General features: G+C 63.1%; 20 protein-coding genes. 2 read left to right on the top strand and 18 right to left on the bottom strand.

Annotated features, from left to right (window positions below; genetic code table 11):
* Nucleotides 1-67 precede the first annotated feature (67 nt).
* From CAG33_RS02350 to CAG33_RS02305, 10 genes are all read right to left on the bottom strand, one after another.
* Nucleotides 68-2167, bottom strand: a complete 2100-nt coding sequence (locus CAG33_RS02350; protein ID WP_085578078.1) for an LTA synthase family protein — start codon at nt 2165-2167, stop codon at nt 68-70.
* A 314-nt stretch (nt 2168-2481) separates the two neighbouring features.
* Nucleotides 2482-3087, bottom strand: a complete 606-nt coding sequence (locus tag CAG33_RS02345) for an START domain-containing protein (RefSeq protein WP_085578079.1) — start codon at nt 3085-3087, stop codon at nt 2482-2484.
* A 41-nt stretch (nt 3088-3128) separates the two neighbouring features.
* Nucleotides 3129-3383 carry a YkgJ family cysteine cluster protein gene (locus tag CAG33_RS02340; RefSeq protein ID WP_085578080.1) on the bottom strand — a complete coding sequence of 85 codons (255 nt, stop codon included), beginning with the start codon at nt 3381-3383 and terminating at the stop codon, nt 3129-3131.
* A 166-nt stretch (nt 3384-3549) separates the two neighbouring features.
* A complete protein-coding gene (locus CAG33_RS02335; RefSeq protein ID WP_085636750.1) occupies nt 3550-4044 on the bottom strand; it encodes a translation initiation factor 2 in 495 nt (164 codons plus the stop codon).
* Between the two features lie 74 nt (nt 4045-4118).
* Nucleotides 4119-5558, bottom strand: a complete 1440-nt coding sequence (locus CAG33_RS02330; protein WP_085578082.1) for a PLP-dependent aminotransferase family protein — start codon at nt 5556-5558, stop codon at nt 4119-4121.
* Between the two features lie 202 nt (nt 5559-5760).
* On the bottom strand, nt 5761-6573 hold the full coding sequence (locus CAG33_RS02325) for an OmpA family protein (RefSeq protein WP_085578083.1): 813 nt from the start codon (nt 6571-6573) through the stop codon (nt 5761-5763).
* Entirely contained in the window at nt 6570-6926 is a 357-nt protein-coding gene (locus CAG33_RS02320) for a DUF4398 domain-containing protein (protein ID WP_085578084.1), read from the bottom strand. The genes CAG33_RS02325 and CAG33_RS02320 overlap by 4 nt, the downstream gene beginning before the upstream one ends.
* A gap of 9 nt (nt 6927-6935) precedes the next feature.
* Nucleotides 6936-7769: an ABC transporter substrate-binding protein gene (locus CAG33_RS02315; RefSeq protein ID WP_085629725.1), complete on the bottom strand. Its 834-nt coding sequence runs from the start codon at nt 7767-7769 to the stop codon at nt 6936-6938.
* Between the two features lie 81 nt (nt 7770-7850).
* Complete coding sequence (locus tag CAG33_RS02310; RefSeq protein ID WP_085629723.1) at nt 7851-8780, bottom strand: electron transfer flavoprotein subunit alpha/FixB family protein; 930 nt, start codon at nt 8778-8780, stop codon at nt 7851-7853.
* Nucleotides 8781-9530, bottom strand: a complete 750-nt coding sequence (locus CAG33_RS02305) for an electron transfer flavoprotein subunit beta/FixA family protein (RefSeq protein ID WP_085578087.1) — start codon at nt 9528-9530, stop codon at nt 8781-8783.
* Nucleotides 9531-10067: 537 nt separating this feature from the next.
* On the opposite strand from CAG33_RS02305, the gene CAG33_RS02300 reads away from it, so the two are divergent.
* Entirely contained in the window at nt 10068-11732 is a 1665-nt protein-coding gene (locus CAG33_RS02300) for an electron transfer flavoprotein-ubiquinone oxidoreductase (protein WP_085578088.1), read from the top strand.
* Nucleotides 11733-11964: 232 nt separating this feature from the next.
* Here the strand turns inward: CAG33_RS02300 and CAG33_RS02295 are convergent, their stop codons facing one another.
* On the bottom strand, nt 11965-12855 hold the full coding sequence (locus CAG33_RS02295; protein WP_085578283.1) for an AraC family transcriptional regulator: 891 nt from the start codon (nt 12853-12855) through the stop codon (nt 11965-11967).
* Nucleotides 12856-13046: 191 nt separating this feature from the next.
* Here CAG33_RS02295 and CAG33_RS02290 point away from each other — a divergent pair, with 191 nt between their 5' ends.
* Complete coding sequence (locus tag CAG33_RS02290) at nt 13047-14099, top strand: NAD(P)-dependent alcohol dehydrogenase (RefSeq protein ID WP_085636748.1); 1053 nt, start codon at nt 13047-13049, stop codon at nt 14097-14099.
* A 3-nt stretch (nt 14100-14102) separates the two neighbouring features.
* Here CAG33_RS02290 and CAG33_RS02285 read toward each other — a convergent pair whose 3' ends face one another.
* The 7 genes from CAG33_RS02285 to CAG33_RS28075 form a co-directional block, all read right to left on the bottom strand.
* Nucleotides 14103-14906 (bottom strand): IclR family transcriptional regulator, encoded by an 804-nt coding sequence (locus tag CAG33_RS02285; RefSeq protein ID WP_085636746.1) that lies wholly within the window; start codon nt 14904-14906, stop codon nt 14103-14105.
* A 60-nt stretch (nt 14907-14966) separates the two neighbouring features.
* Nucleotides 14967-16277, bottom strand: coding sequence for an MFS transporter (locus tag CAG33_RS02280; protein ID WP_085636744.1), 1311 nt, complete (start codon nt 16275-16277; stop codon nt 14967-14969).
* Nucleotides 16278-16402: 125 nt separating this feature from the next.
* Nucleotides 16403-17551 (bottom strand): galactonate dehydratase, encoded by a 1149-nt coding sequence (dgoD, locus tag CAG33_RS02275; protein WP_085578092.1) that lies wholly within the window; start codon nt 17549-17551, stop codon nt 16403-16405.
* 32 nt (nt 17552-17583) lie between these two features.
* The gene (locus CAG33_RS02270) at nt 17584-18204 is read right to left on the bottom strand and encodes a 2-dehydro-3-deoxy-6-phosphogalactonate aldolase (protein ID WP_085636742.1); all 621 of its coding nucleotides are present in this window, start codon (nt 18202-18204) and stop codon (nt 17584-17586) included.
* A gap of 20 nt (nt 18205-18224) precedes the next feature.
* The gene (locus CAG33_RS02265) at nt 18225-19214 is read right to left on the bottom strand and encodes a 2-dehydro-3-deoxygalactonokinase (protein ID WP_085636740.1); all 990 of its coding nucleotides are present in this window, start codon (nt 19212-19214) and stop codon (nt 18225-18227) included.
* A gap of 372 nt (nt 19215-19586) precedes the next feature.
* Nucleotides 19587-20108, bottom strand: a complete 522-nt coding sequence (locus tag CAG33_RS02260) for a hypothetical protein (protein WP_085636737.1) — start codon at nt 20106-20108, stop codon at nt 19587-19589.
* 11 nt (nt 20109-20119) lie between these two features.
* The gene (locus CAG33_RS28075) at nt 20120-20617 is read right to left on the bottom strand and encodes a hypothetical protein (RefSeq protein WP_139832987.1); all 498 of its coding nucleotides are present in this window, start codon (nt 20615-20617) and stop codon (nt 20120-20122) included.
* Nucleotides 20618-20852: the final 235 nt, after the last annotated feature.

Raw genomic sequence — 20852 nt, 5'->3', positions numbered from 1 at the left:
TCGCAGGCAAAAAAAGAGGCCCTTCAAGGGCCTCTTTTCATGGGGCGGAACCTGGCGTGCCTGACAGTCAGTCCGGCTTGCCGTTGACCACACCGGCGGTGTTGTCGATCAGGCTCTTGGTGGCCGTCTGCAGGAACGCTTCGAGCTTGTGCTTGAGCTCGGCGGTGCGCGGCGCATCGGGAATGACCTCGGCGTGAGGATTGGCGCCCAGCTCGTAGGCGTAGATCTTCGGCGCCATGTCCTTGTCCTTCGGCAGCACCAGGATCTGGTCGGCGGTCACGATGGCGGTGGTCTGCTCGCTGCCGGACGGCTTGATCACGCCGAAACCGGTGTCGCCCTGCGGCAGGTTGAGCAGGTCGCGGCCCCAGCACTGGTGACGCACTTCGCCGCCCAGGCGGCCCATGATGGTCGGCACGATGTCGATCTGGGTGCCCACGGTGTGGTCACGCTGGCCGAACTTCTCCTGGATGCCCGGCGCGATCATCAGCATCGGCACGTTGAAGCGGCCCAGGTCCATTTCGGTGATCTGGCGTTCGTTGCCGAAGCCGTGGTCGCCGACGATGACGAACAGGGTCTCCTTGAAGTACGGCTCCTTGCGGGCCTTCTCGAAGAACTGGCCCAGCGCCCAGTCTGCGTAACGCATGGCGGTCAGGTGCTCGTTCAGGGTGCCGCGGTCGGTCACGCGCTCCACCGGCAACGGCGTCGGCAGCGCATACGGGGTGTGGTTGGACAGGGTCTGCAGCAAGGCATAGAACGGTTTCTTGTCCTTGCCGTCGCGGGCCTTCAGTTCTTCCAGGCCACGGTCGAACATGTCCTGGTCGGACACGCCCCACGTCGGGTCGGAGAACACCGGATTGACGAAGTCGTTGCGGCCGACGAAGTTGGTCATGCCCTGGTTGCTGAAGAAGCCCGACTGGTTGTCCCAGGCGAAATCGCCGTTGTAGACATAGACATCGTCAAAGGCGCGGGCACTGAGCAGTTGCGGCAGGCCGGACAGCTTGTGGCTGCCTTCCGGCGTCTGCATCAGGTATTCGAAGCCCGGCAGGTTCGGGAAGCACGCCATGGTGGCGAACATGCCCTGGTGGGTGTGGGTGCCGTTGGAGAAGAACCGGTCGAACAGCAAGCCTTCCTTCGACAGCTTGTCCAGGTACGGCGTGATGTTGCCCGGGCCGCCCAGCGCGCCCACCGAATGGCCGGCCATGCTTTCCATCAGGATCACGACGACGTTCTTGATCGGCAGGGTCTTGTCGGCCGGTGGCGTGTACTCGCGACGCACGGCGGCGATGTCGGCATCGACCAGCTTGTCGTCCGGCATCAGCAGCATCTCGCGCACCACCTTCTGCGCCTCAGGCTGCGGCAGCGTGGCCTTCCAGATGTTGTTGCGGTCTTCGCCCATCCGGTCCTTGGCCGCCGCGATCAGCGACAGCGTGCCGTTGAGGCCCAATTGGTTGGCGAAGTTCGACTCGGTGGTGTACACGTCGCCCCAACGCAGCGGCGGGCCTTGACGCAGGGTGCCGCGGGCGGCGACCACGCAGACCACCAGGCAGACCACGAACACCGCAAGGCGCGCATACCACGGCGCCACCTGACGGGTGCCGACGTTACCGCCGCTGAACGGCCCGCGCGGGCGGGTGGCGCGGTCGGCGCCCTTGAACGCCAGGGTCAGGATCAGCGTGCCCACGGCCCAGGCCAGCAGGTAGCGCACCACCGGGAAACCGTACCAGAGCATGCTCATGACGGTTTTCGGGTCTTCCTTCACGTACTGGAACACCAGGCCGTTGAGGCGCTGGTGGAACTCGCGGTAGAAGTCCATCTCCATCAGGCCGAGGAACAGCGCGATGCTGGAGACCACGGTCAGCCACAGGCGGAAGAACCCGCGGGCGGCCATCGCCCGGACGCTGAACAGCGCCAGCAGCAGCGGAATGCACAGGTAGACCACCAGGCGCAGGTCGAAACGCAAGCCGTTGGCGAAAGCTTCGAGGAAGGTGGAAGCCGGGGTGTCGAGGATCATCTCGCGGTTGTAGACCAGCAGCGCGAGGCGCAGCACGGACAACATCACCATCATGACCAGCGCGCACAGCAGCGTGTAGGCCAGATGCGATTTGACGGTCGGTTGCAGCAGGCGACTGGAAGATCGCTGCCGGTTCAGGGCGTCCGGGTTTGCCATGTCGTTTTAGGACCCATTGGAAGTTGAAATTGCAAGAAACAGCTGCGCCCTGCCCTCTGTTGGCCATTCCCAGGCCCCGGGGCTCGCGCGGTGCGCAAATGTTGCACGATAGACGGCGGCATTGCCATTGATTACTGCCCCGGCGCCGGACACTTTCATGTCGGGCCGGCAGGGTGCAAGGATGCGGGCGAATTGTCGGGAAGCAATTGTGAAAATTTCGTTCAACGCATATCCGGAAACACAAAATAAGTACAAAACCACCACAAAACAAAACGCCCCGAGGGATCAGGGCGTTTCGTCCATTGCGCCGGCGCTTACTTCTCGGCGCGGGCCTTGAGGGCCTTGAGCGTGTTGAACGGCGCATCCACCACGAACTTGTTGGCGACCATCGCCGGCACGCTGCCGCCCGGCTCGGTGTGCACCTGGTAGGTCACTTCGACCTGGTCGCCCTTGGGCACGAACTTCCAGAAACCCTTGACCTGGGCAACCCGCACATAGCCTTTCTCTTCCGGAACGTACTTCGGCACGCCTTCCAGGTTGCGGGTCAGGCTGCCGTCGGCGCCTTCGACGGTGGTGATGTGCAGCACCGAGTCACGGGGGGTGACCGGCCATGGCGTGTTGAAGCGGGTGTAGGTCCAGCTCTGGTCGCCTTCGTGCTTGAGCAGCTTCTGGGACTCGCACTCGTGGATCCATTTGCAGGCGCCGGCAACGTCTTCCTGGAGGGCGCGCAGCTTGGCGACGGTGGTCTTCATCAGCGTCACGCCCTGATAGGACTTGTAGTCCGAACCGGGCACTTCGCTCAGGGACACCTTGATCCCGTCCTCGTTCTTGGCGACTTTCCAGTCTTCGGCCTGGGCGGCCGAGGTGGCCAGCACGGCGGTCAGACCGCACAACACAGCGATACGGTGCAGCGAACCCATAGTCTTGTTCCTTATTGTTGAAGTTCCGTTCGTTTGACGCATCACGCCGCCGTCATCTGCTCCCACCAGCCGATCAGCCTGACCGCCTCTTCGCGGCTGTCGCCGCAGACTTCAGGATCGGCCTTGAACCCCGAACAGACCGCCGGACGCTCCGGACGGCCGAAAATGCTGCACAGGTTTTCGACCGAGAGCTGCACGCAGCGTTCCCCAGCGGGCTTGCCGTCTGGCATGCCGGGAATCGGTGAACTGATGGATGGGGCAATGCAGCAGGCGCCACAACCTTCACGGCAGTTCATGGCAACAGATTCCTCGCGGCGGGCAATGCATGAAAAGGACAGGGAACAGAGTAACGGCTAAAACGCCTGTTTTAAATTCCCTGAAACGGAGTTTTTGCGTGTAAACGGAAATGACCGACCAGTCTCCGACAAAGTATCTGGCCGGCGGGTCACCGATGAGCGGGTTTCACTGCTTGAATTCGAAATCCAGCGCGGCCCCTTCGACATCCCGCCGCTCCTCGTTGCGCAGCTGCAACTGCATTTCGTTGCTCAGCAGACGGCCGTTGAGCTGGAAACCGCTGTTCTTCTCGCCGAACATCTGCGGCAGGATCGCCTCATGCTTGGGCAGCGGCACGGCGCCGGCCGGCTTCAGTTGCTGCACCATCTCCTTGGGCAGGCTCAGGTCGAGCCTGGCGGGCGGCAACGGCGTCTTGGCCACTTCACTGGCCGACTTCGACTTGGAAGCGACCGGCGCACGCTTCTTGACCGGCGCGGCCTTCTTTTGCGGCGCCTTCTTTTGCGGCGCCTTCTTCGCCGGCGTCGCCTTGGCGGCAGCGGCCGGCTTTTTCGCGGCGGCGGCAGCGGGTGCCTTGTCCTGGGCAGCAGCCGCCAGGACGCCAGGCACCTGTGCGAACGCAAACAGGCAAAGCAAAACCCGGACGGCAGGAAGAATCGCTTTCATGAATCCAACGGGGCTAACGGCAGAGGGCCATATGCTCGCCTGTCGCAGAGCCTGTGACAAGCTCTGCCATCGACTCAGAAGCCGCCGGCAGTCTCTTGGCAGAGTTGGGTCGCCAGCAGGCCGAGGGTCATCAGCGTCCGCTCCGCCTCGCGGTTCCAGGAAATGCCGCAGTTGAGCCGGATGCAGTGGTTGAACTGCTCGGTGTTGCTGAAGATCAGGCCCGGCGCAATGCTGATGCCCTGTTGCAGGGCCCGCACGTGCAGCTCCTGGGTGTTGACCCGTCCCGGCAGGCTCACCCACAGAATGAAGCCGCCGGTGGGCCGGGTCATCTGGGTGCCTTCAGGGAAATACTGCTGGACCGCCAACTGGAAGGCGCTGAGGTTTTTCCGGTATTCCTGACGGATGTACCGTAAATGCCGGTCATAGCCGCCGTTCTCCAGGTACGCGGCGATCGCCATTTGCGTGACGCTGCACGCCGAATGGGTGCTGAAGGTCTGCAGCCGCTGGATCTCCTGCTGATACTTGCCGGCGATCATCCAGCCGATGCGCACGCCGGGCGACAAGGTCTTGGAAAAGCTCGAACAGTAGATCACCCGGTCGAGCCGGTCGTAGGCCTTGAGCGCCTTGGTGCGGCCCTGCTCGAACATCAGCTCGCCATAGATGTCGTCTTCGACGATCTGGATGTCGAAATCCGAAGCCAGGCGCAGCAGCTGTTTCTGCCGCTCTTCGGGCATGGTGCCGCCCAAGGGGTTGCTCAGGCGCGTGGTCAGCACCAGGGCTTTGATCGACCATTGGTTGGCCGCCAGCTGCAGGGCCTCCAGGCTCATGCCGGTGGCCGGGTCGCTGGGGATCTCGATGACTTTCAGGCCCAGCAAGTCGGCCAGCTGCAGCAGGCCATAGTAGGTCGGGGATTCGGCGGCGATCAGGTCGCCGGGCCGGGTCAGCACCCGCAGCGACATCTGCAGGGCATCGACGCAGCCGTGGGTGATCACCACTTCGGATGGGTCGACCACCACGCCCGCGTCGCGCATGCGGATCGCCACTTGCCGGCGCAGCGGTTCGAAACCGGGGCTGAACATATAGCTGAACGCCCGCGGGCTGTGGAACCGCGTGACCTTGGCCAACTGCTGGTGCAGCGCCCGCACCGGCAGGTAATCGACGCTGGGCACCGCAGCGCCCAACGGGAACACGCCTTCGCGGCGGGACTCGACCAACACTTGCTGAATGATGCTGCTGCGGGTGACCAGGCCCGGCCGTTCGACCCGCGCGATGTCCGGCGTCGGCGCCGTCAGGGCGGGTGTCTGGTGCACGTAGTAGCCGGACTGCGGCCGCGCCCGGATCAGCCCCTGATCCTCAAGGTTGGCGTAGGCCTGCAGCACCGTGGCATGGCTGACGTTGAGCTGCGAACTCATCTTGCGCACCGACGGCACGCGTTCCCCCGGCTGATACACGCCGCGACGGATGTCTTCAGCCAGTTGTTGAGCAATACGCTGGTAGAGCAAGAGATTGGTCATGACGCAGCACTCGATTTCACGGGGCGTTTTATTCTTGTTCGAAACAATACCGGAACAGTTTAGAAGTGTACTGGGACAGTTGCCACATTACTCGACCGTACAGTGCAGTGTCAGCCGTCGGCCTGAATATTTGAGCGCTATTCGACAGACGTAAAAAAGCCCGGCGCTGCCTGACAGCCCGGGCTTTCCAGTGACGCCGGCCTCAGCGGGCGGCGCCGAGCTGGCCTTTTTCGTCGGAGAACACGATTTCCACCCGACGGTTCTGCGCACGCCCACGCTCGGAAGCGTTGGCGTCCACCGGGTACTCGTCACCGTAGCCTTCGACCTGAATGCGCTTGTCGTCGATGCCCAGATCCATCAGCACATCGGCCACCGACTGGGCGCGGTCGCGGGACAGCTTGAGGTTTTCCTGCTTGCCGCCGGTGCTGTCGGTGTAGCCCTCGATGCGCACCACCCGCTTCGGATTGAGCTGCAGGAACTGCACCAGCTTGAGCACCACGCGGTTCGCCGAGTTGTTGAGCTCCGCTTCGCCGGTGTCGAACAGCACGTCGCCGAGGGTCATCACCAGGCCGCGGTCGGTCTGGGTGGTGGCCAGGGCAACGATCTGCTCTTCCAGCCATTTGCCTTGCTGCTGCACGCTCGACAACTTGGATTCGCGCAGGGCCAGTTGCAGGCGCTGGCGCTCAAGCTCCAGTTTCGCGGCGTGCTCTTCGTTGAGCACCTGATTGGTGTGTTCGCGGGCGATCGCGCTGTAGCGCTGGCTCAGATAGGCGTAATGCTGCACGTCGCCGCCGCTGCCCCAGTACGTGGAGAGACGGTCGGCACGGGCCAGGGATTCGCCGGCGCGGATCACGTCCTTCGGCGCGATGCGCAGCACGTTGGAGTCTTCCTTGACCTTCTGGAAGTCGGCACCCGCCTGCTGCAGCGCCGATTCGCTCTGCTGGCCGGCGCAGCCGTAGAGACCGACGCAGCCGGCCACGACCAGGCCGCCAAGGAGTCTGGACGTAAGGCTCATTGGGCATCCCCCAGTTGCTTGCGCAGACGGGCGATGCGGGTGTTGAGCGCATTCACCTGCTCTTCGCTCTTGTGGGTCAGCACCTTGGCCTCCGCCAGCCGCGCGTCCAATTCGGCCTGCTCGGCCCGCATCCGCGCGTTCTTGTAGGACTCGCCGGCCATGCTGCCCTTGGCGCGGTTGTACTTGTCTTCGGCCAGTTTCATTTCCGGCACATCGTCGGCACTGGCGCCCACGGCCTTGGCCTGTTCCAAGGCCTGCCCGGTCAGGCGCATCTGCTCATTGGGCGCAGGATCGTTGGCGCAGCCGGCCAACGCCAGAACGGCCACCGCTGCGAAAAGAAGTCGATTGCTCACTAAGAATCCCTACTGTTTTGGGGCACTGACAGGTTGCTGCGGCTGTTGCTGCTGCGCCTTCCAGCGCTCGATGTTGCGCTGCAGCGCGGCTTCCGTCAGTCCGGACGCGGGCAATTCTGTCATCTTTTTGGCCAACTGTCCGCGCAACCACGGATCGTTGCAGGCCGAGTTGTGCGAAACCGCCAGGTACAGCCCCGGCCGGTCGACAGGCTGCTCGAAGGCCAGCAAGTCATCGGCCATCCCCAGCGCCTGCGCGGCCGCCATGCCCGAGTAGCGTCCGGCGAGTACATATTCCACTTCGCCCAGCAGCAATTTCTGCAAGGCCTGGGCGAGGTTTGCCGTACGGGTGAGGGTCAAATGCTGCTCGGCATAGAGGCTGAATGCCTGGGTCAAACGAGACTTTTCCGACAGAGCGCCCGAATGTCCGTTAAGGTCCTTCGCTTCGCCGTAGACCAACGCCGAGCCCTTCTTCGTCCATACCAGGTAATCGTTCTCCAGCAGCGGCGGGTGAATGTAGTCCAGATGCTCCAGCTCGTTGAAGGCCAGCGGCGCGTCGGCCAGCATGTCCATGCGCCCGCTGCGCACTTCGTCCAGCGCCTGGGAACGTTTGCCGGCGTACAGCAGCTCGACCTTGATGCCCAGCTCCTTGGCCGCCTGCTGAAGCAGGTCGGCACTGGCGCCGATCAGTTGCTTGGGGTTCTGCGGGTCCTGCCACAGGTACGGCGGCGCATCCGGACTGCCGGTGACCACCAGGCGCTCGCACTTGCCCGCGGCCATCGACAGGCCCGGCAACGACAAAAGACCCAGCAGCGACATAAGGCCCAACCGGCGACGCAGATCCATGGCGAAACGCTCCCACTCAAATCCGGAACAAAAAAAAAGCCCGACCAACAGGCCGGGCTCTTTATAAGTGAAGCCGCCGGATTAGACCAGCTTCTCCAGCTCAGGCACCGCTTCGAACAGATCCGCCACCAGGCCGTAGTCGGCCACCTGGAAGATCGGCGCTTCTTCGTCCTTGTTGATCGCGACGATCACCTTGGAGTCTTTCATGCCGGCCAGGTGCTGGATCGCGCCGGAGATGCCGACGGCGATGTACAGCTGCGGCGCGACGATCTTGCCGGTCTGGCCGACCTGCATGTCGTTCGGCACGAAGCCTGCGTCGACGGCAGCGCGGGAAGCGCCGACGGCGGCGCCCAGCTTGTCGGCCAGGGCGTACAGGTGCTTGAAGTTGTCGCCGTTCTGCATGCCGCGGCCGCCGGAAACGACGATCTTGGCAGCGGTCAGTTCCGGACGGTCGGACTTGGCCAGCTCTTCGCTGACGAAGCTGGAGATGGCCGGGTTGTGGGCAGCGGCAACCGATTCAACGGCAGCCGAACCACCTTCGGCGGCAACCGGATCGAAACCGGTGGCGCGCACGGTGATCACCTTGATCGCGGCGGTCGACTGCACGGTGGCGATGGCGTTGCCGGCGTAGATCGGACGCTTGAAGGTGTCGGCGCTCTCAACCGAGATGATCTCGGAGATCTGGTCGACGTCCAGCTGGGCGGCGACGCGCGGCAGGATGTTCTTGCCGTTGGAGGTGGCGGCGGCCAGGATGTGGCTGTAGCCCTTGCCCAGTTCGGCCACCAGCGGCGCGACGTTTTCCGGCAGTTGGTGGGCGTAGGCGGCGTTGTCGGCGTTCAGGACCTTGCTCACGCCAGCGATCTTCGCGGCGGCCTCAGCCACGGCGCCAGCGCCCTGGCCTGCGACCAGGACGTGGATGTCGCCGCCGATCTTGGCAGCGGCAGCAACGGTGTTCAGCGTGGCCGGGGCCAGCACTTTGTTGTCGTGTTCAGCAATAACCAAGATAGTCATTTAGATTACCTTCGCTTCGTTTTTCAGTTTCTCGACCAGTTCAGCCACCGACTTGACCTTGATGCCCGCGCTGCGTGCAGCCGGCGCTTCGACCTTCAGGGTCTTGTTGGTGGAGGCGGTGGAAACGCCCAAGGCGTCCGGAGTCAGAGTCTCCAGAGGCTTCTTCTTGGCTTTCATGATGTTCGGCAGGGACGCGTAGCGCGGCTCGTTCAAACGCAGGTCGGTGGTGACGATGGCCGGCAGCTTCAGGGAAACGGTCTGCGCGCCGCCGTCGATTTCGCGGGTCACGGCAACGCTGTCGCCGGAGACTTCGACTTTCGAGGCGAACGTGCCCTGGCCGTAGCCGCTCAGCGCGGCGAGCATCTGGCCGGTCTGGTTGTTGTCGCTGTCGATGGCCTGTTTGCCCAGGATCACCAGCTGAGGCTGTTCCTTGTCGACCACGGCCTTGAGCAGCTTGGCCACGGCCAGGGAGGTCAGGTCTTCAGCGGATTCGACGAGGATGGCGCGGTCGGCACCCAGGGCCAGTGCGGTACGCAGTTGCTCCTGAGCGGTGGACGGGCCGATGGAGACGACGACGATTTCGCTCGCCACGCCCTTCTCTTTCAGGCGCACGGCTTCTTCCACTGCGATTTCGCAGAACGGGTTCATCGACATCTTGACGTTGGCGAGGTCTACGCCGGAATTGTCCGCCTTCACGCGAACCTTGACGTTGTAATCCACAACGCGTTTGACAGCTACAAGAACCTTCATGGATTCCTCGTTACTCTCCGGTGAAAAGGAAATCGCCTAGGCGAACCTGGCGGTTGGTGCTCATCGGGCACAAGGGCACCTCTAAAAACGCCGGCTTCAGTACGGCTGACTTCTCCAGCGAACGACTGACCGTTCGTCAGGAGCGACCCGCAGGTCATTCATCTTCCCGGTGTGCAGACTGCGCGCTGCGCCTCACCGCCGTACCGCCCACGCCCTGTCTTTAGAGGTGCTCTTGAAACCACCATTCAGCCTACGGCGAGCGCAAAACCGCCCGTATCTTGACCGGAACGCCTATTCCGGTCAATACGGCAAAATGGTCGTCCATAAGCCGCGCTTCTTTGATTTCTCTGGCCTGCGGCCGATTCAAACAAACGTTTGTATTGGACGCTGGGAGTGGTGTAGATATAATGCGCCCCCTAGAGAGACGGGTGGCTTATCCATTATTTCCTTTGACGTTAACGTAAAGGCAATAACGAATGCGACATCAAACCTCCAAATTAGAAAAAAAACTGTTGAGCCTTGAGTAGGAGATAGCCTGTGGAACGCGAATACATGGAATTCGACGTGGTCATCGTCGGTGCCGGCCCCGCTGGCCTTTCCGCCGCCTGCCGCCTGAAGCAGAAGGCCGCCGAAGCCGGTAAGGAAATCAGCGTCTGCGTGGTCGAAAAAGGCTCCGAGGTCGGCGCTCACATCCTGTCCGGCGCGGTATTCGAACCACGGGCCCTGAACGAGCTGTTCCCTGACTGGAAGGAACTCGGCGCTCCGCTGAACACCCCCGTCACCCGCGACGATATCTTCGTGCTGAAAAACGCCGAAAGCGCGCAGAAAATTCCTGACTTCTTTGTGCCCAAGACCATGCACAACGAAGGCAACTACATTATTTCCCTCGGCAACCTGTGCCGCTGGCTGGCCCAGCAGGCCGAGAACCTGGGCGTAGAGATCTACCCAGGCTTCGCCGCCCAGGAAGCGCTGTTCGACGAGAACGGCGTGGTGCGCGGGATCATCACCGGTGACCTGGGCGTCGACCGCGAAGGCCATCCGAAGGACGGCCTGTACACCCCCGGCATGGAACTGCGCGGCAAGTACACGCTGTTCGCCGAAGGCTGCCGCGGCCACATCGGCAAGCAGCTGATCAAGCGCTTCAACCTCGACAGCGACGCCGACGCCCAGCACTACGGCATCGGCCTGAAGGAAATCTGGGAAATCGACCCGGCCAAGCATCAGCCGGGCCTGGTGGTGCACACCGCCGGTTGGCCGATGGACATCATGGGCACCGAGAACACCGGCGGCTCCTTCCTCTATCACTTGGAGAACAACCAGGTGGTGGTCGGACTGATCGTCGACCTGTCCTACAGCAACACCTACCTGTCGCCTTTCGACGAGTTCCAGCGCCTCAAGCATCACCCGGTGCTCAAGCAGTACCTGGAAGGCGGCAAGCGCATCAGCTACGGCGCCCGCGCGATCTGCAAGGGCGGCCTGAACTCGCTGCCGAAGATGGTGTTCAAGGGAGGCGCGCTGATCGGCTGCGACCTCGGCACCCTGAACTTCGCCAAGATCAAGGGCAGCCACACCGCGATGAAGTCCGGCATGCTCGCGGCCGAGTCCGTGGCCGACGCGCTGTTCGCCGACAAGGACGGCACCGAAGAGCTGACCGCCTACGTCGACGCCTTCAAGAACAGCTGGCTGCACGAAGAGCTGTTCGCCAGCCGCAACTTCGGCCCGGCGATCCACAAGTTCGGCGCCATCGTCGGCGGCGGCTTCAACTGGCTCGACCAGAACATCTTCGGCGGCAAGCTGCCGTTCACCCTGCACGACACCAAGCCGGACTACGCCTGCCTCAAGCCAGCGGCCGAGTGCAAGAAGATCGACTACCCGAAACCCGACGGCAAGATCAGCTTCGACAAGCTCAGCTCGGTGTTCATCTCCGGCACCAACCATGAGGAAGAGCAGCCGTGCCACCTGCGGCTGACCGACCCGAGCATCCCGCTGACCAAGAACCTGCCGATCTACGACGAACCGGCCCAGCGCTACTGCCCGGCCGGCGTGTATGAAGTGATCACCAAGGAAGACGGCGAGAAGCGCTTCCAGATCAACGCCCAGAACTGCGTGCACTGCAAGACCTGCGACATCAAGGATCCTGCGCAGAACATCACCTGGGTGGCGCCGGAAGGCGCCGGCGGCCCGACTTACCCGAACATGTAAGCCACACCGCAGAACAACGAGGCTCCCGAATGGGGGCCTTTTTGTTGCCCGGCATCTACAGGGCAGCGGGAAAACGGCAAGGCCTTCATCGCCAGCAGGCTGGCTCCCACAGTGGGCCCGGGTGCCCACAGAATCGGCGATGACCGCAAACCTGTGGGAGCGGGCTTGCCCGCGAAAGCGCCCGTACTGGCAACATCAATGCAAGCTGCCCCACCCGCAAGGCAGCAACGGTTCAGGCCGCGCGCTCCTCGCCCGGGCTGCGTTCGAAGTAGCGCTTGTACTCGCGGCTGAACTGCGACGTGCTCTGGTAGCCCACCCGGTGCGCCGCCTGCGCCACGCCCAGCCCTTCGGCGATCAGCAGCGTCTGGGCCTTGAGCAGGCGCAGGCGCTTGAGGTACTGCACCGGCGACAGCAAGGTGCTGCGCTTGAAGTGCTCGTGGAAGGTCGACACGCTCATGTTGGCGCAACCGGCCAGGGTCTCGACGTTCAGCGGTTCAGTGTAGTGGGTGTGCAGATGGCTGATCGACGCGGCGATCCGGGCAAACTGCCCCTGCTGCTCCACCAGCGCCCGCAGCACATCGGCCTGGGGCCCGCGCAACGCAGTGAACAGCAGCTCGCGGATGCGCGCCGGGCCGAGTATCCGGCAGGCCAGCGGATCGTGCAGGCAGCCGAGCAAGCGTTCGACGCAGCCGCGCATGTCGTCGTCGAGCACCACCGAGGTCATCGACTCCGGCGTCTGCGCCGCAATGTGCCGCCCCGGCGCCAGCCCCATGGCCAGCACCAGCTCGCCGAGCAGCACCCGGTCGATCGACACCGACACCCCCAGCAGCGGCGCATCCGGCTCGGCATAGGTCTCGCACTCGAACGGCACCGGCAATGCCTGGATCAGGTAGTGCCCGGCGCCGTACTCCATTGTGCGCGGGCCCAGGTACGCCAGTTTGCTGCCCTGGGCGATGATCATCAGGCTCGGCTCATAGATGTGCGGGCCCCGGGCGACATCGCAACTGGCGCGCAGCACCTGCACGCCCGGCAACCCGGTCTGGCTGAAACCGTCGCGCCGGGCCAGCGGCTCGATCAGCGAAACCAGCGTGGCATTGGCATCGAGGTGGCGGGTCAACTGCATGGAAAACTCTTCACGGAAAAGTGACGGAAAAAGGCACGAAACCATCATCGCAGATCCTTTGGCCCATGCGGCGCGCCAGCCCCGCATGCCGGAGGAATAGGCATGATACCCGGAGGAATCGTCATGGCCGGACACCCGGCCTGCGCCCAGAATGCGCCGCCTCATTTGTCAGCGCTTTTGCGAGGTTCCCCATGTACACCGCCATCGGCTACGCCGCCCAGACGGCCACCACTCCCCTCGCCCCGATGACGTTCGAACGCCGCAGCCTGCGGGCCGACGACGTCGCCATCGAGATCCTGTTCTGTGGCGTCTGCCACTCTGACATCCATCAGGCCCGCAACGAATGGGGCATCGCGGTCTACCCGCTGATGCCGGGCCATGAGATCGTCGGAAAAGTCACCGCAACCGGTGCGAACGTCACCCAGCACAAGGTAGGCGACCTGGTCGGCGTCGGCTGCATGGTCGACTCCTGCCGCACCTGCGAAGCCTGCAAGGCCGACCTGGAGCAGTACTGCCTCGAAGGCCCGACCATGACCTACGCCACCCTGGACCGGGTCGACGGCAGCAACACCATGGGCGGCTACTCCGACAGCATCGTGGTCAGCGAGCATTTCGTGGTGCGCATCCCCGCGACGCTGGACCCGGCCAACGCCGCGCCGATCCTCTGCGCCGGCATCACCACCTACTCGCCGCTCAAGCACTACGGCGTGAAGGCCGGCGACAAGGTCGGGATCCTGGGCATGGGCGGCCTCGGCCACATGGGTATCAAGTTCGCCAAGGCCATGGGCGCCGAAGTGACGCTGTTCACCCGCTCCGCCAGCAAGGCCGAGGAAGGCCGCCGCCAGGGCGCCGACCATGTGATCGTGTCCACCGACGCCGAACAGATGGCCGCCGCGGCCGGCCGGTTCGACTTCCTGCTCGACACCATCCCGGTGCAGCACGACCTCAACCCCTACCTCGACACCCTGCGCTTCGACGGCGTGCACATCCTGGTGGGCCTGATCGAACCGATCGATCCGCCGGTGCACGCCGCCAAACTGGTGCTGGGCCGCCGGGTGCTGGCCGGTTCGCTGATCGGCGGCATCGCCGAAACCCAGGAAGTGCTGGATTTCTGCGCCGAGCACAACATCACCTGCGACATCGAAATGCTCGACATCCGCCAGATCAACGAAGCCTACGCGCGGATGATCGCCGGGGACGTGAAGTACCGTTTCGTGATCGACATGGCGACGCTCAAGCGCTGAGGTTCAGACCTTAAGGCCAAGCTCCGCCGACAGCCGGGACGTGACCCCTTTGATCAGGGGAATCAGCTCGGCCATCTTCTCCAGCGGCATGTACGGCACGGTGCTGGCGATGCTGATGGCCGCGACGATGCGCTTGCTGGCATCGCGCACCGGCGCCGCCACGCAGCGGATCGACGGTTCGTTGTCTTCCAGGTCGAACGCGTAGCCGCCTGCCACATACTCGCTCATGCGCTGTTCGAGCTGTTCCCAGGACTGCTGCGGATGCTGCGGCCAGAACTGGCTTTTCCCACCCGCCGGCAGGCTGATGTCGTACAGCCGCTGCCACTCTTGCGGAGCGTCGTCGAGCATCAGCGCCTTGCCGATCCCGGTGCGCGCCAGCGGCATGCGGTGACCGACCCGCGAACGCATCTCCGGGCCGTTGCGCCCCGGATTCTTCAGCAGGTACAGCACTTCGTCGCCCTCGCGGATGCCCAGGTGGACGGTGTCGCCGGTCAGCGCCGACAACTCGTCCAGATAAGGCCCTGCCAACGTCACCAGCGGCAGGTCTTCGCGGGCCTGGAAGCCCAGCTCGATCAGCTTCGGCCCCAACAGATAGCCGACCTGCGGCACCACCCGCAGGTAGCGCTCGTCCACCAGGCAACTGGCCAGACGGTGGGTGGTGCTGCGCGTGGTGCCGATCAGGCGGGCGATCTCCTTGAGGTCGCGGGCGCCGCTGGCGACGGCCTGCACCACACCCAACCCGCGAAGCAGGGTCTGGGTGCCGGTGGGCGCGGCGTCCTTGGCGGGTTTCGGGGCGTCTTCCTGCATATCCAGCCTTTACCGTTGAGCGAGGGAACGGGCGGCATTATGGTCGCCCGGCGCCGGCGACTACAACTCGATGCGCTCCACCTTGCCCACCAGCAGCACGTAGGACAGCGCACCGATCAACGCCAACAGCGCAATGTAGGTGATTGCCGGAGCGAACGAATCGCCGCTGGCCAGGAAACCGATGACGATCGGCGTGGTGATCGCCGACAGGTTGCCGATGAAGTTGAACACCCCGCCGGTCAGGCCCAGCAGCCGCGCCGGGGCCAGCGTCGAGACCAGCGACCAGGTGATCGAGGCCAGCCCGTTGCCGAAGAACGCCAGCGCCAGGAAGGCGATCACCAGCGGCGTCGACTCGACGAAGTTGGCGCCGATGATCGAGGTGGAGATCAGCAGCCCGCCGATGATCGGCAACTTGCGCGCGAAGCCCACCGTGCAGCCGCGCCGGATCAGGAAGTCGGAAAAGAACCCGGAACACAGCACGCCGACGAACGCCGCCAGAAACGGCAGCGAGGCCAGCAGGCCGGACTTGATGAAATCCATGCCGCGGTATTTCACCAGGTAGGTCGGGAACCAGGTCAGAAAGAACCACAGCGTCGAGTTCAGGCAGAACTGGCCCAGGTAAATCCCCCACAGCTTGCGCTTGCTCAGGACGATGCCCAGATCGCGCCAGTTGAACGCCGCCTTCACCTTCGCCGCATCGGCCTGGATGTCCACCAGCCCGCCGCCCTCGCGGATCAGGTCGATTTCCGCGTCGTTGGCCCCCTTGAAATCCCGGGGCTCGCGATACACCGCGTACCAGATCGCGGCCCAGACGATGCCCACCGCGCCGGTGGCGACGAACACCATGTGCCAACCGAACGCATGCTGGAGCCAGGCCAGCACCGGCGTCAGGAACGCCAGCCCGACGAACTGCCCGGACGTGTAGAAGCCGATGGCCGTGGCCCGTTCGCGCTCGGGAAACCAGGTGGTGACCACCCGGCTGTTGATCGGGTAGGCCGGCGCCTCCAGCGCGCCGACCGCCATGCGCAGCACGAACAGCGCGATGAAGCTGGCGGCGAAACCGAGCATCACCGTGGCCAGCGACCACAGCAGCAACGCGGCGCTGTAGAGGAGGCGCGGCGGCACCCGGTCCACCAGCCAGCCGCCGGGGATCTGCATGGCGGCGTAGGTCCAGCCGAACGCGGAGAAAATCAGCCCGACATGGATCGGGTCGATGCCCAGGTCGCTGGTCAGCGCCGGAGCGGCGATCGACAAGTTGCTGCGGTCCAGGTAGTTGATGACCACGGTGATGAACAACAGCACCATGATGAAAAACCGCTTGCGGCTGGGCGTGACCAAGGACGCCTGCCCGGTGAGGGTTTGCGGTTGCATGGGGAGCCTCTTTCTTGTGTTTATTGAGGTCTGGGATGAAGGCCGATCCCCTGTCTCTGGAGATCACGCTGCGGGAGCCGGCAGGGCTGGCTCCCGCAGGGGATTGGCGGCGGGTCAGGCAGGACTCACCACTCGGCGAAGCTGCCGTCGGCATGGCGCCACACCGGGTTGCGCCAGCGGTGGCCGACGGCGGCGCGCTCGGTCACGTATTCTTCGTTGATCTCGATCCCCAGCCCCGGCCCGTTCGGGATCCTGACGAAGCCCTGGTCGTAGTCGAACACCCGCGCATCCTTCACGTAGTCGAGCAGGTCGTTGCTCTCGTTGTAGTGGATGCCCAGGCTTTGCTCCTGGATGAACGCGTTGTAGCAGGCCGCGTCCAGCTGCAGGCACGCCGCCAGCGCAATCGGCCCCAGCGGGCAGTGCAGGGCCAGCGCCACGTCGTAGGCTTCGGCCATGTTGGCGATCTTGCGGGTTTCGGTGATGCCGCCGGCGTGGGACGCATCCGGCTGGATGATGTCGACGTAGCCTTCGCTCAGCACGCGCTTGAAGTCCCAGCGGGAAAACAGCCGCTCGCCGAGGGCGATCGGGGTGCTGGTCAGCGGCGCCAGTTCCTTCAAGGCTTCATAGTTCTCGCTGAGCACCGGCTCTTCGATGAACATCAGCTTGAACGGATCGAGCTCCTTCATCAGCACCTTGGCCATGGGCTTGTGCACCCGGCCATGGAAGTCCACGCCGATGCCGACGTTGGGCCCCACCGCATCGCGCACGGCCGCCACGTTGGCCAGGGCCTGGTCGACCTTGTCGAAAGTGTCGAGAAACTGCAGCTCTTCGGTGCCGTTCATCTTCACCGCCGTGAAGCCGCGGCCCACCGCCTCTTTCGCCGCCCGCGCGGTGTCCGCCGGACGGTCGCCGCCGATCCACGAGTACACGCGGATCTTGTCCCGCACCTGACCACCGAGCAGGTCGCTCACCGACACCCCGAGGGCCTTGCCCTTGATGTCCCACAGCGCCTGGTCGATGCCGGCCAGGGCGCTCATGTGCACGGCGCCGCCGCGGTAGAAGCCGCCGCGGTAGAGCACCGTCCAGATGTCCTCGATGTTGCGTGGGTCCTTGCCGATCAGGTAGTCGGACAATTCCTCGACGGCGGCGGCGACGGTGTGGGCGCGGCCTTCGACCACGGGCTCGCCCCAACCGGTGACGCCCTCGTCGGTCTCGACCTTGAGGAAGCACCAGCGCGGCGGGACGATGAAGGTGGTGAGTTTGGTGATTTTCATCTGTTTGTCTCTCTTGTAGATGAGCCGAATGCTTAGCGCAGGGCGTTCCAGGCAGCGACGTAGGCCTTGGCGCTGGCCGCCACCTGCTCCGGGGTCATGCCGGGCTTGAACAGGCCGGAACCGAGGCCGAAGCCTTTGGCGCCGGCGTCGATGAACGCTTGCATGTTGTCCGGGGTGACGCCGCCGACCGGCGCCAGCACCGTCCCGACCGGCAGCACCGCCAGCCAGGCTTTCACCACCGCAGGTCCCATCTGTTCGGCCGGGAACAGCTTGAGAATGTCCGCGCCCTCCTCCAGCGCCGCGAAGGCTTCGGTCGGCGTGGCCACGCCCGGCGACAGGTACAGCCCTGCCGCCTTCGCCGCCCGCAGGACTTTGGCGTCGCTGTGGGGCATGACGATCACCTGGCCGCCGGCCTCCTTGACCTGCTCCACCTGCTCCGGGGTCAGCACCGTGCCGGCGCCGATCAGGCAGTCGGCGGGCAACGCCTGACGCAAGATGCGGATGCTTTCGTACGGCGCAGGGGAATTGAGCGGCACTTCGATGACGCGAAATCCGGCCGCATACAGGACGTGTCCGATCGCGGCCGCTTCCTGCGGATGCAGGCCGCGCAGGATCGCGATCAGACCGTTTTGCGCCAATGCTTGCTTGAGCATGTCTGGCCTCCAGTCGGGGGTTAACGGGATGGGGAAACGATCAGTCCGGCGGCCAGCGCCAGTTGCCACAAGCCGCGCTCGGTGGCCTGCTCGGCCAGCGTCACGCGGGCGAAGCCGCAGGCGTCGAGGGCTCGACCGTAGCGGGCGCACAAGGCGCCGTTGCCGATGAGGACGATCGCAGGAAGGTGCACGCTGTGGCGCCGCTGCCGCTGCACCTGGGCGAGGGCCGCCAGCTCATGGCCGATCAGCAGGCCGGACAGATAGTCAGGTTGCGCGGTGGCGCTGAGTTCGCCGGTGAGGCCCAGGCTGCGGGCACTGAACAGGGTGGACAACACGCCGATCTCACCCTCCGCCGACAACGCCACCTGCACGCCCCGGTCGAACGCCTGGCCGTCGAAGGCCGCGCCGAGCTGCTGGGTCCGCCCGAGGATGCTGTGCTCGCTGAGCACGGCGAACACTTCGCCGGTCATGAAAGTGTCGAACCGGGTGATGCAGCCTTCGGCCACCTCCACCCATTTCGAATGGCTGCCCGGCAGGCCGATCAACAGATCGCCGCCCGCCCCCGGCGCCAGGTTCTGCAGCGCGCCGAGGACTTGGGTCTCCTCGCCGCGCATCACGTTCGGCAGGCGCGAACGCTGGATCACGCCCGGCACGATGTGCACATCGACACCGCGCTGGCTGCGCACCACCTGCAGGGAATGGCCGAGGTCGGCGACGTCGGCCGGCGTCTCGCGGTAGGCCGCCTCGCGCCAGCCCTGGGCGCTGCCGACCATGCCGCAGGCGATCACCGGCAGGCCGGGCTGCGCATCGAGCCAGTCGCCGCAGGCCTCGTCGAACGCCAGTTCAAAACCGTCGACGCATTCGCGGCCATGGATGACCCGCGCCGTCTTCGGCAACTGCATAATCCCGAACGACAGCGACCGCTGCTCCAGCACCTGGCCGTCCGGCCCGAGTTTGTAAGCACGTAGGGAGGTCGTTCCCCAATCGAGGGCGATCAATTGCGCCAGCATCGCTTCACCTGTTTTGTTTTTGGCAGTGAGTGGGCTGGACTATAAACCTGGGCGCTGCAGAATCTCAATATATAAATATCAATCCCATATTTTGGGACGACGCAAATATGACGCGCGGGCCTGCGCCAACGCTCTAGAATGCGCGCCTGCGGCACGACTGCCCGACGGATCAAGGAAGAAAGAAATGGGACATCCGCTGAAAACGCTGCTGCTCTGCGCTGCCCTGGCTTCAGCAAGGGGAAGGCCGGGGCGGGGCGACAAGCGCTGGATGGGTGGGTGCAGGGTAGTTGGGAAGAATCAGGCGGGTTTCATCCTTAGGGTGAGTTCATGGCTGCACGTCACCCAAAAACAATCTCTTTACCGACCATTCCTTCACTCAATGGCGCGCACAACCTCAACTGCCGGAACATTCATTGAATTCGAGTAATAACCGCCATATGAGTAAGAGGAAGTAAAAACCCTGCAAGCCAATAAATCCTGCCCCCTCAATACTTCCAGCAGTTGAGCCTTGGGAATGAAAGTGCTCGATATTCCGCCATCCGGTGTTTGCATGGCAAAGAGGCGAGCGGAGTAAATATGCTTCCCATCCGGCCCTGGCGCAGTGCCACCGACCTCAACCATTTCACCCTCAAGGTAACGCGGCAAATCCTGCCTCCTCTCAAAGGGAACATTCTGATCCAAAGAGCAGATCAGCGCTTCTCCCAATTGATCCTCGCCGGTATTTGACTTAAAGAACATCAACAGGTCGGTCTTCGAACTGAAGTGAAGATCAAGAAAAGGACTGCCTTTAATCTCCGCCACGGAAATAAACTCTATGCGCGGCTCAGGGAGCTTGATTTTTTTTACACAAGATGCACAAAGCATCAAGAAAAGTATTGAAAATTTGATCTTCACATCAGGATTACCTATTTGAACTTCTCGACCTCTCTCAGAAGGTCGGCCACCGGCAATCTCATTTCCTCTGACAAGTACACCTTATAGGAGTAGGAGTTTATCCTTACCTTACAAACAAGAAACTCTCTCCCCAGCAAACGTGATTTCAACCCTTCACTATCTAGGACTTTCTCGCTGGTAGCATCCTTCCTCTCGAAAAACAATACATCAGCCCTAAACTCCGGACTTTTACTTGAAACTATCGACTCTATAGATCCTTCCCCATAACTATCCATGGCATGAGAAACCGAAAAGTCCAAATCATCTCCAAACGAACAGATTAAAGCCTGACTTATTTTCGATTTGAATAAATCAACAACATCAACATCAGAAGCGAATCTTACCTGATATATATTCCTATCCAGATAGCGATCCACCCCGAGATATTTTAGGTTAGCAATAGGCTTCCCATGATTCATGGCACAGGACGAGCTAAGCAACAGAGCAACAAACAATATAAAATTACGCACACTGTCTTCCTTTAAAATGTTTGACAACAGACTGCATCAAAACATCTCTAGCCGATTTCCCACTCGGCAGTGCCCTTGTATATACATACCCAGCATCGGCGTGATTTACATCTACCCTTCCGTTCATATTGGGCCCGCTTTTCATATCCCATTGCTCCCCGAAATCAGCCACCAGATCAGAAAAGTTCCAGTTTTTCGCGTCGCCCCTGACATTTACCCAGTACTCGGCCTTCGG

It is taken from the genome of Pseudomonas sp. B3(2017) (genome assembly GCF_002113595.1).
Classification (GTDB): domain Bacteria; phylum Pseudomonadota; class Gammaproteobacteria; order Pseudomonadales; family Pseudomonadaceae; genus Aquipseudomonas; species Aquipseudomonas ekonensis.
This window is presented reverse-complemented; position numbering and strand designations above follow the sequence as displayed.

Excerpts from the sequence above, each read along its gene's own strand:
- CAG33_RS02270 (WP_085636742.1), bottom strand. The coding sequence starts at position 18,204 with ATGCTCAAGCAAGCATTGGCGCAAAACGGTCTGATCGCGATCCTGCGC.
- CAG33_RS02295 (WP_085578283.1), bottom strand. The coding sequence starts at position 12,855 with ATGCAGTTGACCCGCCACCTCGATGCCAATGCCACGCTGGTTTCGCTG.
- CAG33_RS02345 (WP_085578079.1), bottom strand. The coding sequence starts at position 3,087 with ATGGGTTCGCTGCACCGTATCGCTGTGTTGTGCGGTCTGACCGCCGTG.
- CAG33_RS02350 (WP_085578078.1), bottom strand. The coding sequence starts at position 2,167 with ATGGCAAACCCGGACGCCCTGAACCGGCAGCGATCTTCCAGTCGCCTG.
- CAG33_RS02280 (WP_085636744.1), bottom strand. The coding sequence starts at position 16,277 with ATGCAACCGCAAACCCTCACCGGGCAGGCGTCCTTGGTCACGCCCAGC.
- CAG33_RS02335 (WP_085636750.1), bottom strand. The coding sequence starts at position 4,044 with ATGAAAGCGATTCTTCCTGCCGTCCGGGTTTTGCTTTGCCTGTTTGCG.
- CAG33_RS02265 (WP_085636740.1), bottom strand. The coding sequence starts at position 19,214 with ATGCTGGCGCAATTGATCGCCCTCGATTGGGGAACGACCTCCCTACGT.
- CAG33_RS02315 (WP_085629725.1), bottom strand. The coding sequence starts at position 7,769 with ATGGATCTGCGTCGCCGGTTGGGCCTTATGTCGCTGCTGGGTCTTTTG.
- CAG33_RS02285 (WP_085636746.1), bottom strand. The coding sequence starts at position 14,906 with ATGCAGGAAGACGCCCCGAAACCCGCCAAGGACGCCGCGCCCACCGGC.
- CAG33_RS02340 (WP_085578080.1), bottom strand. The coding sequence starts at position 3,383 with ATGAACTGCCGTGAAGGTTGTGGCGCCTGCTGCATTGCCCCATCCATC.
- CAG33_RS02305 (WP_085578087.1), bottom strand. The coding sequence starts at position 9,530 with ATGAAGGTTCTTGTAGCTGTCAAACGCGTTGTGGATTACAACGTCAAG.
- CAG33_RS02330 (WP_085578082.1), bottom strand. The coding sequence starts at position 5,558 with ATGACCAATCTCTTGCTCTACCAGCGTATTGCTCAACAACTGGCTGAA.
- dgoD (WP_085578092.1), bottom strand. The coding sequence starts at position 17,551 with ATGAAAATCACCAAACTCACCACCTTCATCGTCCCGCCGCGCTGGTGC.
- CAG33_RS02325 (WP_085578083.1), bottom strand. The coding sequence starts at position 6,573 with ATGAGCCTTACGTCCAGACTCCTTGGCGGCCTGGTCGTGGCCGGCTGC.
- CAG33_RS02290 (WP_085636748.1), top strand. The coding sequence starts at position 13,047 with ATGTACACCGCCATCGGCTACGCCGCCCAGACGGCCACCACTCCCCTC.
- CAG33_RS02310 (WP_085629723.1), bottom strand. The coding sequence starts at position 8,780 with ATGACTATCTTGGTTATTGCTGAACACGACAACAAAGTGCTGGCCCCG.